Raw genomic sequence first — 16,095 nt, forward strand, 5'->3', positions numbered from 1 at the left:
TCTCCATTTTGGGTCCATGCGAAAGATGGGGCGGACGTGAAAAGGCCCCGATCATGTTCGTAATCGGGGCCTTGTATGGGTACGGGATGAGTTTACAGGATTTCGCTGGTTTCGTCGTTGCAATCCTTGCAGGGCAGAATGAGGTTCAGGACAACACCCACGATACCGGCCAGGCCGATGCCGCCGAGTTTGACGATGACGAGGTCAAAGGACATGCCGCCGATGCCGAATACGAGGATGATCGCGACGATGGCAAGGTTGCGCGGCAGCATGAGGTCGTTGCCTGCGCGGACCAGCGTATTGATGCCGATGACGGTGATGGCACCGAACAGCAGGATCATGATGCCGCCCATGACAGGAACCGGAATGGTGGCGAGGACGGCACCGAGTTTGCCCACAAAGGCGAGCAGAACGGCTGTGATGGCGGCCCAGGTCATGATGCCCGGATTGAAGGAGCGTGTCAGTGCAACCGCGCCGGAAACCTCGGAGTAGGTCGTGTTCGGAGGTCCGCCCAGAGCAGCGGCCAGAGAAGTGGCAAGGCCATCACCCAGAAGGGTGTTCTGGATGCCGGGGTCTTTGACGTAATCCTTGCCGGAGATGCCGCCGATGGCAAGGACGTCACCGAAGTGTTCGATGGCAGGAGCGATGGCGACAGGGACGATGAACAGGACAGCTTCAAGGTTCCAGGTTGGGAACACGAAGTTGGGGATCGCCAGGAGCGGTGCTTCCGCTATTTTGCCGAAGTTGATCAGCGCGGGGGCGGTCCAGTTCTGGAGAGTACCCGGATCGAACGCAGTCTGCTGTGCAGCGGAAAAGCCTGTGACATCAAGTATCAGTGAGGCCACATAACCGGCCAGAATGCCGAGCAGGATGGGGATCAGTTTGATCCAGCCCTTGCCGAGCAGAGAAGCGAAGACGGTGGTCAGCAACGAGATTCCGGCAATGATCATTGCCGTGGTGTTGGGCACCAGCCAGGCGCTACCGTCTCCGGTACGGCCCATGGCCATGTGTACGGCTACCGGAGCCAGGATCAGGCCGATGACCATGATGACCGGGCCGGTAACCACCGGGGGCAGGATGCGGTGCAGCATCTCGGAGCCGTAGATACGGACGAGAAAGCTGATGATTACATACATCAGACCGGCACCGAACAGGCCGCACATGGTGGCCGGAATGCCCCAGGTCTGGACGCCGTAGATGATGGGAGCGATGAACGCAAAGGAGGAAGCCAGGAACACGGGAACCTTGCCTCGGGTGACCACCTGGAAGAGCAGGGTACCTGCGCCCGCGGTGAACAGCGCCACGTTGGGATCAAGTCCTGTCAGCAGCGGGACCAGAACCAACGCGCCGAAGGCCACGAAAAGCATTTGCGCGCCCAGGAGCGCGTCTTTGGGTTTGAAACTATACTCTGTCGAATGCATGTCACTCATCTTTATTTCCTCTCCTCTGTTACGGAGCCGCCCAAGGCTCCAAATTCAAATGCCCCCAAAAACACTTCAAAAAAAGACACGCTGTGAAGCGTGTCTCCTAACCTATTTGGTGCCGAATATCTTGTCCCCTGCGTCACCAAGACCGGGTATGATATAGCCGATGTCGTTGAGTTTTTCATCGACGGCAGCGGTATATATGTCCACATCGGGGTGCGCGTCAAGAATACGTTTGATGCCTTCTGGAGCGGCACACAGGAACAAACCGCGGATGGATTTGCAACCGGCGTCCTTGAGCAGTTTTATGGTGGCTTCCAACGTGCCGCCGGTGGCCAGCATGGGATCGAGAATGAGCGCGGTGCGTTCTTCGATGTTGTTTGCGAGTTTTACATAGTATTGGACGGGCTTCAGGGTTTCTTCATCGCGGTAGAAACCGACAACGGAAGCCTTGGCGCCGGGGATCATGTCGAAGACGCCGTCCATCATGCCCAGACCTGCGCGCAGGATGGGCACCACGGTGACCATTTTGCCTCGGATACATTCGACTTCCACTTCACCGGCCCAGCCTTGAATGGTTTTTGTCTCTGTGGCGAAGTCCTTGGTGGCCTCGTAAGTCAGGAGGCGAGTGATTTCGTTGGCCAGGGTGCGGAAGCGGCTGGTGGAGATGCCGTCTTCACGGAGCAGGCCGACTTTGTGTTGAATAAGTGGATGGTCTACCATGTGTAAAGCCATAAAATACCCCTCGTTATGTACTGGGTTTTAAGATTATCTAAAGAAAGTTCACTTGCGCAAATTTCCTTTTTTTATGCTGATAGGATGCGCATGGTCAAGGTTGATTTTACCGTGTTGGAATATACGCAAACAATTTGAATTTTACTTTCCAATGATTCTGCGTATATCCCTAAATCATGGACGACAAAAAAAATAATGATGTGTGGGAGAGGACCGCTTCAGTCTCTGATGGAGGACTGCGCCTGGATAAATTCTGGGGGCGCGAACTCAGTGATGCCGGAGTGTCTCGGGGGCGGGTCAAATCGTGGATCGAGTCCGGGCTGGCGACTGTGGACGGCAAGGTGGTCACCAAGGGAAAGCACAAACTCATGGGACATGAGACGCTGCGTATAGGGGCCGCGGAAAATGAAGCCGGAGATGAAGCCCCGCAGCCCATGGCCGGTGATCTGACCGCGCTGTTCGAGGATGAGCATATGCTGGTGGTCTCCAAGCCTGCCGGGCTGACAACCCATCCTGCCCCCAGTGAGCAGGGGCCTACGCTCGTCAATTATCTGCTCAATCAGTGGCCGGACATTGCCACGGATATTTCAGGGATGGATGAGCAGCGCCCCGGCATCGTGCACCGGTTGGACAAGGATACTTCCGGGATCATGGCAGTGGCCCGAACCGAAGCGGCCCGACTGAAACTGGCCGCGGATTTTTCCGAGCGGCGTGTACACAAGGTCTATCTGGCCATCGTCCACGGGTGCCCGGCGCAGAAACAGGGGCTCATTGATGCCCCCATGGGCAGGCATCAGACGCAGAAGACCAAGATGGACGTTCTGGAAAAGGGCGGTCGCGAGGCGCGCAGCGAGTACCGTGTCCTGTGGACCGGCCCAGGCGGGCTGGCCAGTCTGGTGGCGGTGCGTATTCATACGGGGCGGACACATCAGATTCGTGTCCACATGGCCCATATCGGTCACCCGCTGGTAGGAGACGGTGTTTATGGTGCGCACGAAAACACGCTCTGGCAGCGGCGGCCAGACTCATTGGCAACCCTTGCCCCACGGCAGATGCTGCATGCCTGGTATCTCTCCATTGCCCATCCGGCAACCGGCGAACAGATCACACTCACCGAGAATCCGCCTGACGATTTTTGCATGCTCCTGGCCGGGCTGACGCGGGAGTGCCTGCGCGTAGGGATCGTTGGCATGCCCGGGTGCGGCAAGTCCGCTTTGCTTTCCCTGTTGCGCGGCCTTGATCAGCCCTGTTTCAGCGCGGATGAATCCGTGGCCCGACTGTATGGTCCTGACGGCGATGGCGCGGCCATGATTCGACAACGGTTCGGTGGCGCCTATTCAAGAGAAGACGGTTCGGTGGACAAGTCCGCTTTGTTTACGGCCATGTGTGAGTCAGAGATACTTCGCCGGGAGGTCATGGATATGGTGCATCCCATGGTGCGCCATGAGTGTGAGGAGTTTTTCAGCGCCCACCGGGACGCGGTGGTTGCCTATGCCGAGATTCCGCTTCTGCTGGAGGGGGGCTGGCACACGAAAGGGGATGTGGATTGCGTGGTCGGCGTGCAGTGTCCCGCGGACAAGCGTACCGGTGAATTACGCGAAAAGCGCGGGCTGGATATGGAGACGCTGGCCATATTCGACTCCTGGCAGTGGGCCGAAAAGGATAAACTTGAGGTCTGTGATCTGGTTTTGGACAACGACGGAGGGCTTGACGACCTGAAAGGGCAGGCCGAGAAATTGATGGACTGGGTCCAGAACCGGTTCGATGCCCGGAATACTGAATTTGATGATTGGCTGAACGGAGTCTGGGCTGATCTGGCAGACCGGATCGACCGGGAAAGGACAGGGGCATGATTCCCCTTCGGGACAATGTGCCGCGAGTGAACCGCCCCATAGCGGTGGTGTGCATCATCGCGGTCAATGTCCTGGTCTTTCTCTATCTTCGGACTGTGCCGCAATATGACCTGTTGCAGTTCTACCATCTGCATGGCGTGGTGCCGGCCCGTTTTTTCGAGCCGGACTGGGCAAAATGGGTCGGCTATCCGGTGACCTTTGGTGGACCGCTCATAACCTATATGTTCCTTCACGGCGGGTGGCTGCATATCGTGTTCAATATGTGGATGCTCTGGATCTTCGGCGACAATATCGAGGATGTCACCGGCCACGGCTGGTTCGTGGTCTTTTATGTTTTGTGCGGGCTGATGGCCGTCGCCGTGCACATGGTCTTTGAGCAGGCATCCAACGCGCCTGTGGTGGGTGCGTCCGGGGCGGTGGCCGGGGTCATGGGCGCGTATATCGTTCTCTATCCTCATGGGCGGGTGCTGACACTGGTGCCTATCGCTTTTGTCCCGCTGATTGTGCGTATCCCTTCGTCTTTGTTTTTGGGCCTGTGGTTTCTGATTCAGATCGTGTCAGGCATGACCTCTGCGGGAGAGGGAACCGGTCAGGTAGCCTGGTGGTCGCATGTCGGTGGCTTTATAGCCGGTGTTGTACTGATACAGATATTCAGGCGGCGTGGGCATTGTCGCTACTGCTATAACCGGGACACGCGGGACTACGACCCGGAATCGGATACTTCCCTGAATCGTTTCTGAAGATCCAGTTCCTCGACAATCTGGGCCACGGCGGGTGGCACCAGTGTCTGCCAAGGGCCGTTTTCGAGGATACTTTGGCGCACATCCGTGCCGGAGATCCCCTTGTCTTTCTGTTGCCGCTCCCACATGACATGGGTTGTCAGACCGAGGGACTCCAGCCGCTGCTTTTTTTCCCGTCCCCATTCATCGTAGATTGTCAGATAGTAGACCGCATCTTCGGGGGCGGCTTGCAGGATCATGTCCGGTTTGCAGATGGGGAAGGGGACCACGGAAAAGTCCTTCCGGGGTATGCCGGTTTCCACAAGCGCGGCTTCGATCATGCGTTTGCGTTCCATGTATGTAAGAGGATTGTTTGCCAGACTGGAGCGATCCGGATTGACGGGCTCGTGCGCAGTCAGATCGGTGTCGGGGTTGGTTATGCCGACGATCAGGTGTTCGCATAGTTTTTTGCCAGCCAGCAAATATTTCATGTGGTCGTTATGCAGCACCTGAAATCTGCCGTGAATGAAGCCGAGGGGGTGAAGCATCATCATCTCCCGCTATTCAAGTGTGAAGGGTTCATGGTCGCCGGGCCAGAATTCCTGAGGCAGGGGCGAATCATGAATGCCGCCGAGTCGGGCGCGATCCAGATAGTTGAGGATGAGGTGCATCAACTCATCGCCGCGCGCCATACCGAGCGCGCCGCCAGCCACCTGTATTTCATCAAATTGACGGACGGTATCGCGGCGTACTCCATTGCCGATGAACATGAGGGGCACCGGTTCGCCTGAATGGATGAGGGTGCCGCAACTGGGGGTCGAGTGATCCGCGGTCACACAGATGAGCACGTCCTCGTTGGCGAGTAATGGTTCGATGGAGTCCGCCAGCCCCTGGTCCAGAGCTTCGATGACCTTGACCTTGTTTTCCGGGTTCTTGCTGTGGCCTGCCTGGTCCGGTGTTTTGGTGTGCACATGAATGAAATCATGGGTCTCCAGCATGCTGGAGGCAAAGGCCACACGGTGCGCATAATCCTTGCCGGGGGCATCGCTGTTGTCGACCTTGTGAAAATCCATGCCCAGGTATTTCGCCAGCCCTTTGTACATGGTCCCGCTGGCAACGGACAGACCGCGTAGGCCGTATCTGTCGCGCATGGACATGTGGGGGCGGAGCCGTCCGGCGCGTTGGGTTACCAGACCATTGATGGGAGGCTGACCGTTTTCGATCCTTGTTGCATTCAGGGGGGCTGCGTTCAATATGTGGTACGCCCGGCGCAGATACGCCGTCAGCACCTGTGCGGTGCGTATGGCGGCAGGGTCTGTTGCGTGGGTGTGCAGTGGCCTGACAGCCGAAAGAAACCGTCCATCCACCATGGGGTTGGAGTCCGTGATGTGGGGGGAGACATCGCCGCGCAGGGTGAGGACGCCGAACATTCCGGCGGTCTGCGTCACGGTGATGGTAATTCCGTCCTGCTCAAAATGGCGAATGGCATTGAAGAGCGAAGCCACCGCTTCAGGCGTCCCGCTGACGCGGTCCTGTGCGAGCCTGAGTGCGCCGGTTTCGGTTGCCCTGACATGGGCGAAATGAGTGAGAACGGCCACATCGTTTTCGTCGAGAGGGATATCCGCACCAAGAGCCTCCAGCGCGCCCCGTCCCGGAAACTCATCCCTGGGGCTGCCGAACATGGCGAAGTGGGCGTCCTCGCTGGGCAGGGGCTGGCCGAGCTTGCCCGCATGGTACAACCCCGTGGCACCTCGTTGCGCCAGTCTGTCCAGACACGGCGTGTGGGCCACCTGGAGTGGGGTGCGGTTGCCCAGCTGTTCATGGGCGCGGTCTCCTAGACCATCAAGCAGAATGAGTACACATGTGTGAGGCACGAAAACTCCAAGTGGTGTGACAGACCGGTAAGGCACTTTGTATAGATTGTGTCTATTGGTGCCAAAGAGAGTACAAGTATAATCACATTGTCATGGGGGCCGGAATGAAGCAAAATGAACGTATGTTAATCGATCTGCATGTCCATTCAAGCGTATCCCGTTGCAGTGCTCTTGCGCCGATTGAAATCATTGAGCTGAGCGTGGAGCAAGGGCTGGACGGGGTCTGTATTACAGACCATGACACTGTAGATATTCTGGCACATATCAAAGAAGGTTTCCAGCCCAATGGCCTCCTTGTGCTGGTGGGGATGGAGTACACGACGCCGCAGGGGGATTTCCTGGTGCATGGCCCTGTGGAATCCCTGCGAAAGGGTATGGACGCCAGTGAGCTGCTTCTTGAAGTCGAGCGTATTGGCGGAGCCGTAATCTCGGCCCACCCGTTCAGGGGATGGCGTCCCTGCGAGGTCGGGCTTCTGGATGCGCTGCCGTGTACGGCCATCGAAGTTCTCAATGGGCGGAACAGCGAGCATGAAAATTCCCTTGCCGGAGCACTTGCCAAAAAGCTTCAACTGCCTGGCGTGGCCGGTTCCGATGCCCACAATGTTGCCGAATTGGGGCGTTTCCCCACCCGGTTTGACGTACCCGTCAATAATCGGATGGATTTGGTCAATGCCTTGAAAGCAGGGCAGTGCACTCCAGCGGCATCGCCTTCATTCCTTTCCGCGGTCGGTTGATCATTCGCGGCTATGTCTGGCCGCATCCCGCCTTTCTCTTCTCCCTTTGTTCCGTTTCAGGGCCGCTGAATTTTGTAAAGAAAAGCGGTCAAGACGTTTGCATTGCTGATTCTACTGCTTGACACGCGAGATAGACAGATTACTTTAGAATCTCGAACCAATAAAAGCTGTTTCGGTATTCAAAGGAACGATTGATCAATGGAATATAGAGATTATTACAAGCTACTCGGGGTATCCCGCACAGCCTCGAAGGATGAGATCAGCAAGGCCTTCAAAAAGTTGGCCCGCAAATATCATCCCGACCTCAATCCCAACAATCCTGAGGCCGAGGCAAAGTTCAAGGAAATTAACGAGGCGTACGAAGTCCTCAAGGATCAGAAGAAGCGCAAGCTGTATGACCAGTTCGGGTCGAACTGGGAACACGGTCAGAACTTCCAGCCTCCGCCGGGTTATGAAAACATGAACTTCGGTGGCGGCGGTGGCGGTTTCGGCGGTGGAGCCGGTGGTTTCTCCGATTTCTTCGAGACCATCTTCGGCGGAGCAGGTGGCCCTGGCGGCCAGTTCCGTAGCGGTTTTTCTCAGGGCGGCTTTCAGCAGGGCGGTTTCGGCGGCGGTGGGTTCCAACAGCGCCCCCGGCGCGGCTCTGACTCCGAGGCATCCTATGAGCTGACTTTGGACGAAGCCTATCGCGGCGGCAAGAAATCCGTCACCCTGCAGGAACAAACCTCCGGCCCTGACGGCATCCCCCGCATGACCACCAAGACCTTGGAGATCAACGTGCCGGCCGGTGTCAAGGATGGGCAGAAAATCCGTCTGGCCGGTCAGGGCAACCCTGGCATGGGCGGCGGAAGCAAGGGCGATCTGTACCTCAAGATCAGGCTGATGCCCCACCATCTGTTCAAGGTGAAGGACGCGGATGTCGTGCTGGACCTGCCCCTGTCTCCATGGGAGGCGGCACTTGGTGCGACGGTGCGTATTCCGACCCTGGACGGGGCCGTGGAAATGCGGATTCCTCCGGGAATCGGCTCGGGCAAGAAGCTCAGGCTCAAGGGCAAGGGACTTGGCCCCGCATCCAAGAAGGGCGATCAGTTCGTGCGCATCATGATTCAGGTGCCGGAAATCCTGACTGATGAAGAACGCGACCTGCTGGAAAAATTGCAAGAAGCATCCGATTTCAAGCCAAGGACATTTTAGGGAATAGCTATGACCACGAGAAAACTTCAGGAAATGTTGTTGCAGCTCCCCGGCCTCAATCTGCCGGAGCGGAGTGAATTCGTTGCGTGGGCAGAGCTGGTGGAATTGACCTCCATTGCCCCTGGCGAATTTGCCGAACTTGTCGAACTCGGATGGATCAATCCGACTCGGACCAGTGCGGAAGAATACCTGTTCCGACTGCGTGACGTGTATCGCATTCATAAGCTCATGCGTCTGGTCAAAGACCTGGACGTCTCGTTCAACTCCGGTTCCATCATCGTGGATCTGCTCGAAAGAGTAGAGGAACTGGAGACAGAGGTGGAGGAACTCAAACGACTCATATAACCACGTTCCATTCCATATCAAGGAGGTTCATTTAATGGATCCCAATACCTTTACTCGTAAAACTCAGGACGCTGTTTCCGAGGCCCAGAATCTGGCCATTCGAAATGGCCATCAGCAGATAGACTGCGAACACCTCATGCATGCCCTGGTCGCCCAGGAGCAGGGGCTTGTTCCGCAGATTCTGCGCAAACTCGGCGTGGCCCCGGATGTATATCTGGGAGCTGTTGACGCCGAGATATCCAAGATGCCCCGTGTCACCGGTTCCGGTGCGCGCCCCGATCAGATCGTGGTCACCCAGCGCATGCAGAAGGTGCTGGTGGCGGCTGACGACATGAAGAAGTCCATGAAGGACGAGTTCGTGTCTGTCGAGCACGTCTTTGTGGCGCTCATGGACGAAGCCCCGTCCACAGGCATCGGTCGGGTGAACAAGCAGTTTGCTCTGAACAAGAACAAGGTGCTCGGCGCGCTTGAGGAAGTGCGCGGCAAACAGCGCGTGACCTCTGACAATCCCGAAGCAACCTATGAATCCTTGCAGAAATATGGCCGTGACCTTGTTGAAGAGGCCCGGTCCGGCAAGCTTGATCCGGTCATTGGCCGTGACGGTGAAATTCGTCGCGTCATCCGTATCCTGTCCCGTCGCACCAAGAATAACCCGGTGCTTATCGGTGAGGCCGGTGTGGGCAAGACCGCCATTGCCGAGGGCCTTGCCCAGCGCATTGTCAAAGGCGATGTGCCTGAAGGCCTCAAGGACAAGACCGTGTTTTCTCTGGATATGTCGGCACTCGTTGCCGGAGCCAAGTATCGTGGTGAGTTTGAGGAACGGCTCAAGGCCGTGCTCAAGGAAGTGCAGGAATCTGCTGGACAGATCATCATGTTCATCGATGAACTGCACACCATTGTGGGCGCGGGCAAGACCGACGGCGCCATGGACGCGGGCAACATACTCAAACCGTTGCTGGCGCGCGGCGAACTGCATTGTATTGGTGCCACCACAACGGATGAATACCGTAAATATATTGAAAAGGACCCGGCCCTGGAGCGCAGGTTTCAAACCATCGTCGTGGACGAACCCAGTGTCGAGGACACCATCTCCATTTTGCGTGGCCTCAAGGAGCGGTTCGAAGTGCATCATGGCGTGCGCATCGCCGACGGTGCCATTGTCGAGGCTGCCGTACTTTCCAGTCGGTATATCTCCGACCGTCAACTCCCGGATAAGGCCATTGACCTCATTGATGAGGCCGCGGCGCTGATCCGCACGGAGATCGACTCCCAGCCATATGAGTTGGACAAGGCGAATCGTCAGATCATGCAGCTTGAAATCGAGCGCGAAGCCTTGAAACGGGAGTCTGACAAGGCGTCTCGCGAACGGCTCGTTGAGCTTGAACGCAAGCTGGCCGAACTCAAGGAATTCCAAGCCACTCTCCAGACCCAGTGGGAGAACGAGAAGGGCGGCATCGAGCGGTTGCGGTCTCTCAAGGAAGAGATCGAAACCACTCGTCACCAGGTCGAAGAAGCAAAGCGTGTACACGATTACAACCGTGCCGCCGAGCTGGAATACGGCCGTCTTGGTTCGCTTGAAAAAGAGCTGGCTGATCGTAACGAGGCGCTGGAGTCCGGCGACGTGCCCCGCATGGTCAAGGAAGAGGTCGGCCCGGACGATGTCGCGCAGGTTATCGCCAAGTGGACCGGCATTCCTGTTTCCCGTCTGCTGGAAGGGGAGCGGGAGAAGCTGCTCAAGCTGGCGGACGTGCTTCACGAAAGAGTCATCGGACAGGATGGCGCGGTTCAGGCCGTGGCTGACGCGGTCTTGCGCGCCCGTGCCGGACTGAAGGATCCGTCCAAGCCCATCGGTTCGTTCATCTTCCTCGGCCCCACCGGCGTGGGCAAGACCGAGTTGTGCAAGACTCTGGCAGCCGCGCTGTTTGATTCCGAGTCGAACATGATTCGTATCGACATGTCCGAGTACATGGAGAAACATACCGTGGCCCGACTTATTGGAGCGCCTCCGGGCTACATCGGCTATGATGAAGGCGGACAGCTCACCGAGGCCGTGCGGCGCAAACCGTATTCGGTCATCCTCTTCGACGAGATTGAGAAGGCGCATCATGACGTGTTCAACGTGCTCCTTCAGATCCTTGACGACGGGCGGTTGACTGATTCTCATGGCCGCACCGTGGACTTCAAGAACACCATTGTCATCATGACAAGCAATCTCGGCGCCGAGTACATGCTCGACGGCATTGATGCGACAGGTGAGTTCAAGGAGGGCGTGCAGGAACAGGTCATGGAAGTGCTGCGGAGGCATTTCAGACCGGAATTCCTGAACCGGGTGGATGAAAGCGTGCTGTTCAGGCCGCTGACGCCGCAACAGCTTGTGGGTATCATCGACCTGCTGATAGCCGGACTCAGGATGCGCCTGGAAGATCGCAAGATCGGGTTGGACCTGACCGACAAGGCCAAAGCCTTTATTGCCCAGGCAGCCTATGATCCCAACTTCGGCGCCAGGCCGTTGCACCGGTATCTCCAGACTCATCTGGAAACTCCGTTGGCCAGGAAGCTTATCGGGGGAGAGCTGGGTGAGGGCACGACTGTCACCGTAGATGAAAAAGATGGTGGTCTGGTCTTCGAATAACCCGTTGTACGACTATTGATTCAAAGAGGCGGTCACTGCTGTGGCCGCCTCTTTTGGTATTGCTGCTCATACCTTTTTCGCTCTGTATGCTTTGTTGACTTTAGGGCTGTATTCATAAAACATCGCTGATTCATCTTTAACACTGACAACGCTGTCTTGATTCATGCCCACTTTAATCCTGCTGTCATTGCTTGCCGCGTTTCCCCCCTTGTCAACTGACATGTATCTGCCAGCGCTCCCGCGTATTGTGGAGGCCTGGGGGATTACCCATGCCCAAGGCAATCTGTCGTTGGTCATTTTTTTTGTCGCCTTCAGTGTGTTTCTGCTCATTCACGGCCCATTATCAGACCGTGTCGGACGGAAGCCTGTGCTGGTTTTCGGACTTCTCCTTTTCATTCTAGGCAGCGGGCTGTGCGCTCTGGCCGCCAACATAACCATGTTGGTTCTTGCCCGTGCTATCCAGGGGGCTGGGGCTGCGGCTGCTGCAGCACTGTCTTTGGCGTTGACCAAGGATCTTTATGACGGATTAGAGCGTCAGAAAATTCTCGCTTCAATCGGCGTGATTATGGCGTTTTGTCCCATGCTCGCTCCAACTTTGGGTGGGTTGTTGCTCAAATTCGCTTCCTGGCAGTGGATCTTTGTCAGTCAGGTCGTGGTCGCATTTGTGGCACTGTACGGCGTGTCTCAGCTCAAGGAACCGCTGACAGAGTTTACTTCGGGTGGTGTGTTGTCTGTGGCAGGCCGGTATATTGCTGTTTTCAAAAACAGGCAATTCACGGTCATGGCTCTGTCGTTTGCACTTATGATACTGCCTCATTTCGGGTTTATCGGTGGTTCACCAGCTATTTACATTTCCGGTTTTGGCATGTCTGAGCAGGTCTTCGGTCTCTATTTCGGTGCCAATGCCCTAGGGTTCATGCTTGGTTCCATGGTCTGCACCCGTCTGGGCGGAGTGCTCTCCCAATTACGCATTCTCTATATCTCCCTGATTGCAATCATTGGCGCGGGAGGGCTCATGCTCCTCCTTGGTGGTACCAGTCCGCTGACGGTGGCCATTCCCATGTTCTGCATCACATTCTCGGTTGGTCTCTCAAGGCCAGTCAGTAACTCTCTCATACTCGATCAGGTGGACAAGGATATTGGTGCGGCATCAGGTGTCATGACCTTTGAGATGTTCATGGTCGGTGCGGTCTCCATGGAGCTCATTGCCCTGGATTGGCCCAGCAAAACCATGCTCCTTGGTGTGTTTGCCTTTTTTGGGGGGGGGATTCCTTTGACAACCTTGCTGGTCATGCGATTATTGAAGAACAAAAGTAGATAATACCCATATTGCTTTTTTATTTTCAGTCCCGTAACGATCAGAGCATGTGTAAAGAATGTCTGAATCGAAAACTGAAGCATTGTTTCTTCTCAGCGTATTGGATAGCGCTGTTCGCCGGTCTATTGTGTTTGCCGTTCAATGCATTGTCTCAGGATGACCTCATTGCCAGGTATCGGATAGGTGGCATTGTTGTTGCCCATGAAGCTGATATGCCCCCCATGTCGTTTGTCGGCCATAGTGGCATGCCCAAGGGATATCTCATTGATATGTGGCAAAAGTGGTCTGCCGAAACCGGGATTCCTGTGCGATTTCATCTGGTAGACTGGGCTGATACCATTAAAGAGGTGCAGGCGGGGAGGGCGGATGTCCATGGTGGACTGATATTAAATCAGGAACGGGACGCCATTCTCAGTTTTTCGAAACCACTCTTTCCCTCCCGGGGAGTATTCCTCGCTCGTAAGGGGTCCGGGGTGAATGATGCTGAGGATCTGAATGGGCATCTTGTGGGTGTTGTTGAAAACAGTTTTTATGACAATTACATTCGCTTGCATTATCCTGAAATGCGTCCATATCCCTTTGCTTCCGTCGTTAAACTGGCGGAGGCCGTTTCCAATGGCAAGGTCAATGCCGTGTTGGCCAATTACCCCACGCTTATGTTTCAGCTGGGCGCCAAGGGGATAGGCAAGCAGTTTGAGGTCGTTCAGTTTTACCCGCCTCAGATGCTTCGGGCTGCTGTGCTCAAAGGCAATGACGAACTTCTTGCCGTGGTTCAGGAAGGACTGGAGCGGATTGATCAGAGGGAACTGGATTCATTATACAATCGATGGGTTGTGGGCGAAGACGGGCGGTCGCAGAGTTGGCTGGTTCCGGCTGTCAGTATCTGTGTCATCAGTCTGATCCTGGCCCTGATCATCCCCCCGATTATGGTCAAGATTCGCCCTTAGGGAATATCTCGGGCAAGGAATGCCTGAGCCCGTTTTTCCGACCAGTATACATTCTCTTTTCCCCCATCGACAAATCCGACGTGCCCGCCATAGTCCGGTGTCTCCAAGAAGAGATTCGGATTGTCTGTTGCGTGCTGCACCGGGTAGCATTCATCTGACAGAAACGGGTCATCCATGGCGTTGACCAGCAGTGTGGGCACGGAGATGGCCGGGAGAAACTGCAGGCTGCTCGATCTGGTGTAATAGTCGTCGGCATTGTTGAATCCACTGAACGGCGCCGTATACCTGTCGTCAAACTCATGCAGGCTTCTGATGCCTTTCAGGTGTGATGAATCCACGGTGCCGGGAAAGAGTTTCTCCTTTTTCCGAATCTTTTTTCGCAACCCTTTCATGAAATATTCAAAATAGATGCGTCGAGAAGGTAAGGCGATAATCCGGCTGCAGGCAGCCAGGTCGCATGGCACGGAAAAAGCGACTGCATGTGTGACCTGTGCAGGCACCTTGTCAGGGGCTTCTCCCAGATACTTGAGCGTTTGGTTGCCCCCCATGGAGAATCCGATAAGGGCTATCTCGTCATATCGGCCCGTGGACAGGCAGTGCGTGATTACCGCGTGGATATCGCCGGTCTCGCCGGAGTGGTAGGTGCGGGGCAGTCGGTTCATTTCGCCGCTGCATCCCCGTTGGGCCCAGCAGACCGCGTCATAGCCGTTTTCGGTTGCCATCCTGGCCATCCCCAGCACGTACTTTTTGCGTGCATGTCCTTCCAGACCGTGCGTGACGATGACCAGCTTGCGACTCTCGCCGGAACGACAGCGGTGCCAGTCGAAGTCGAGGAAATCACCATCTTCCAGCTCAATGCGTTCAGGCTCTGGAGCGGTTATGGGGGTGAGTCGGAACAGGGGCGGATAGAGGGTCGCTATGTTGCCGAAGCGAAAGGGGAGCGACGGCGTGTAGTCTGGAGGGGGCAGTATTGGCATGCATCAGGTGTACGACTCCATGATTTGGTTGTCAAAACAATGTGATGGTTGAAAACGGTTGCCTCTCCCTCCCTCCATTCTGTACGCTTTGTGTCCGCACTTGAGCGGATCAACCAAGGAGAGAATGTGTCGCTGTTTACGTCCGTTGATATCGAGAATTATGCCGAGGTCCTGCTCTGGGCCTTGAATGAATCAAGGGAAAAGCCCCTCAGGAACAAGGACATCGTTCTTATTCGTTACGACACTCCGGGGCTGGCCCTGGTGGAGGCCGTCTATTCTCGACTCATGGACATGCACCTCAACCCTGTCTCTATGGCCATGCCCACTCCGTATATGGAGATGGAGCGGTACCTCAATTCAAGCTTCGGTCAACTGGTGTTCCAACAGCCCGGCCTGCCCGAGCTGTATTCCCAGGTCGCTGGCGTCATCAACATACTTGCCCCGGAAGACCTGACCCATCTCCAGGCTGTCGATCCGCGAACCATTGGCGAGGCGCGCCGTGCGGACGCGCCCACCCGACGGATTCTGCAACGGCGCAGGCAGTCCGGCACGCTTGGCTGGACCACCTGCCTGTACCCGACCGAAGCTCTGGCCGAGGCTTCGGGCATGACACTGGAAGAGTATACCTATGCACTGCAACGGGCCTGTTGGCTGAACATGCCCGCTCCGGTCAAGGAGTGGCGACGACTCAAAAAGGAAGTGGGTGAAGTGTGCCAGTGGCTTGATGCCATGGATATCAAGTCGCTGCGGGTGGAGTCGGAGGATGTGAATCTCAAGGTGCCTGTGGGGGAGAATCGGCGGTTTGTGGGCGTGAACGGAGCCAACATACCCGGATACGAAATCTATTTCGCCCCTGATGCCAGAGGGGTGGAGGGAACGTATTATGCGGACCAGCCATCCTTGCGATACGGTCACCTCGTCGCTGGCGTGTCCCTTGATTTTTCCGATGGCATCGCTTCACGGGTGGAGTCGGAGCGGGGACAGCTCTTTTTGCAGAACCAAATGTATTTGGACGCTGGCGCGCGTCGGGTGGGGGAGTTCTCGCTCACGGATAAACGGTTCTCCAGAGTGGATCGGTTCATGGCTCACACCTTGCTCGACGAGAATTTTGGCGGCGAAAACGGCAACTGTCATATCGCGCTCGGCGGGTCGACCCTGGAGAGTTTTTCCGGTCCGACGGAAATGCTGTCCGCTCAATTGGAATATGAGTTTGGGTTCAATTCTTCTGATATGCACTGGGATCTGGTCAACACGCAGCCCAAGCGGGTTACGGCCTGGCTCAGGACCGGTGAACCGAAATTGATCTATGAGAACGGCGGGTTCAAGATATAATCCGATGCCTT

General features: G+C 56.1%; 14 protein-coding genes. 9 read left to right on the forward strand and 5 right to left on the reverse strand.

Annotated features, from left to right (window positions below; genetic code table 11):
• Positions 1-92: 92 nt before the first annotated feature.
• Both SRBAKS_RS17095 and upp read right to left on the reverse strand, forming a co-directional pair.
• Positions 93-1,430 carry a uracil-xanthine permease family protein gene (locus SRBAKS_RS17095; RefSeq protein ID WP_229592100.1) on the reverse strand — a complete coding sequence of 446 codons (1,338 nt, stop codon included), beginning with the start codon at positions 1,428-1,430 and terminating at the stop codon, positions 93-95.
• 102 nt (positions 1,431-1,532) lie between these two features.
• The gene (gene upp, locus SRBAKS_RS17100; RefSeq protein WP_229592101.1) at positions 1,533-2,159 is read right to left on the reverse strand and encodes a uracil phosphoribosyltransferase; all 627 of its coding nucleotides are present in this window, start codon (positions 2,157-2,159) and stop codon (positions 1,533-1,535) included.
• Between the two features lie 176 nt (positions 2,160-2,335).
• Between upp and SRBAKS_RS17105 the strand changes: the two genes are divergently transcribed.
• Together SRBAKS_RS17105 and SRBAKS_RS17110 are read left to right on the forward strand one after the other, a co-directional pair.
• Positions 2,336-4,012, forward strand: coding sequence for a dephospho-CoA kinase (locus tag SRBAKS_RS17105; protein ID WP_229592102.1), 1,677 nt, complete (start codon positions 2,336-2,338; stop codon positions 4,010-4,012).
• Positions 4,009-4,752 (forward strand): rhomboid family intramembrane serine protease, encoded by a 744-nt coding sequence (locus SRBAKS_RS17110; RefSeq protein ID WP_229592103.1) that lies wholly within the window; start codon positions 4,009-4,011, stop codon positions 4,750-4,752. Before SRBAKS_RS17105 ends, SRBAKS_RS17110 begins: the two co-directional genes overlap by 4 nt.
• Here the strand turns inward: SRBAKS_RS17110 and SRBAKS_RS17115 are convergent.
• Together SRBAKS_RS17115 and SRBAKS_RS17120 are read right to left on the reverse strand one after the other, a co-directional pair.
• Positions 4,713-5,279 carry a nucleotidyl transferase family protein gene (locus SRBAKS_RS17115; protein WP_229592104.1) on the reverse strand — a complete coding sequence of 189 codons (567 nt, stop codon included), beginning with the start codon at positions 5,277-5,279 and terminating at the stop codon, positions 4,713-4,715. The two genes, SRBAKS_RS17110 and SRBAKS_RS17115, sit on opposite strands and share 40 nt — an antisense overlap.
• A gap of 12 nt (positions 5,280-5,291) precedes the next feature.
• Positions 5,292-6,605 (reverse strand): BPG-independent phosphoglycerate mutase family protein, encoded by a 1,314-nt coding sequence (locus SRBAKS_RS17120; RefSeq protein ID WP_229592105.1) that lies wholly within the window; start codon positions 6,603-6,605, stop codon positions 5,292-5,294.
• A gap of 122 nt (positions 6,606-6,727) precedes the next feature.
• Between SRBAKS_RS17120 and SRBAKS_RS17125 the strand changes: the two genes are divergently transcribed.
• The 6 genes from SRBAKS_RS17125 (at position 6,728) to SRBAKS_RS17150 (ending at position 13,775) form a co-directional block, all read left to right on the forward strand.
• Positions 6,728-7,339, forward strand: a complete 612-nt coding sequence (locus SRBAKS_RS17125; protein ID WP_229592106.1) for a PHP-associated domain-containing protein — start codon at positions 6,728-6,730, stop codon at positions 7,337-7,339.
• Between the two features lie 198 nt (positions 7,340-7,537).
• Positions 7,538-8,533: a DnaJ C-terminal domain-containing protein gene (locus tag SRBAKS_RS17130; protein ID WP_229592107.1), complete on the forward strand. Its 996-nt coding sequence runs from the start codon at positions 7,538-7,540 to the stop codon at positions 8,531-8,533.
• Between the two features lie 9 nt (positions 8,534-8,542).
• Positions 8,543-8,878 carry a chaperone modulator CbpM gene (locus tag SRBAKS_RS17135; RefSeq protein ID WP_229592108.1) on the forward strand — a complete coding sequence of 112 codons (336 nt, stop codon included), beginning with the start codon at positions 8,543-8,545 and terminating at the stop codon, positions 8,876-8,878.
• A 34-nt stretch (positions 8,879-8,912) separates the two neighbouring features.
• Positions 8,913-11,510, forward strand: a complete 2,598-nt coding sequence (gene clpB, locus SRBAKS_RS17140) for an ATP-dependent chaperone ClpB (RefSeq protein ID WP_229592109.1) — start codon at positions 8,913-8,915, stop codon at positions 11,508-11,510.
• 163 nt (positions 11,511-11,673) lie between these two features.
• Positions 11,674-12,831: a Bcr/CflA family efflux MFS transporter gene (locus SRBAKS_RS17145; protein ID WP_229592110.1), complete on the forward strand. Its 1,158-nt coding sequence runs from the start codon at positions 11,674-11,676 to the stop codon at positions 12,829-12,831.
• A 44-nt stretch (positions 12,832-12,875) separates the two neighbouring features.
• Positions 12,876-13,775 carry a transporter substrate-binding domain-containing protein gene (locus SRBAKS_RS17150; protein WP_229592111.1) on the forward strand — a complete coding sequence of 300 codons (900 nt, stop codon included), beginning with the start codon at positions 12,876-12,878 and terminating at the stop codon, positions 13,773-13,775.
• Here SRBAKS_RS17150 and SRBAKS_RS17155 read toward each other — a convergent pair.
• Positions 13,772-14,752, reverse strand: a complete 981-nt coding sequence (locus tag SRBAKS_RS17155) for a YheT family hydrolase (protein WP_229592112.1) — start codon at positions 14,750-14,752, stop codon at positions 13,772-13,774. The genes SRBAKS_RS17150 and SRBAKS_RS17155 overlap by 4 nt on opposite strands.
• A gap of 126 nt (positions 14,753-14,878) precedes the next feature.
• Between SRBAKS_RS17155 and SRBAKS_RS17160 the strand changes: the two genes are divergently transcribed.
• Entirely contained in the window at positions 14,879-16,084 is a 1,206-nt protein-coding gene (locus tag SRBAKS_RS17160; RefSeq protein WP_229592113.1) for an aminopeptidase, read from the forward strand.
• The last annotated feature ends 11 nt before the right edge of the window (positions 16,085-16,095 follow it).

Origin of the sequence: Pseudodesulfovibrio sediminis (assembly GCF_020886695.1) — a bacterium.
GTDB lineage: Bacteria > Desulfobacterota > Desulfovibrionia > Desulfovibrionales > Desulfovibrionaceae > Pseudodesulfovibrio > Pseudodesulfovibrio sediminis.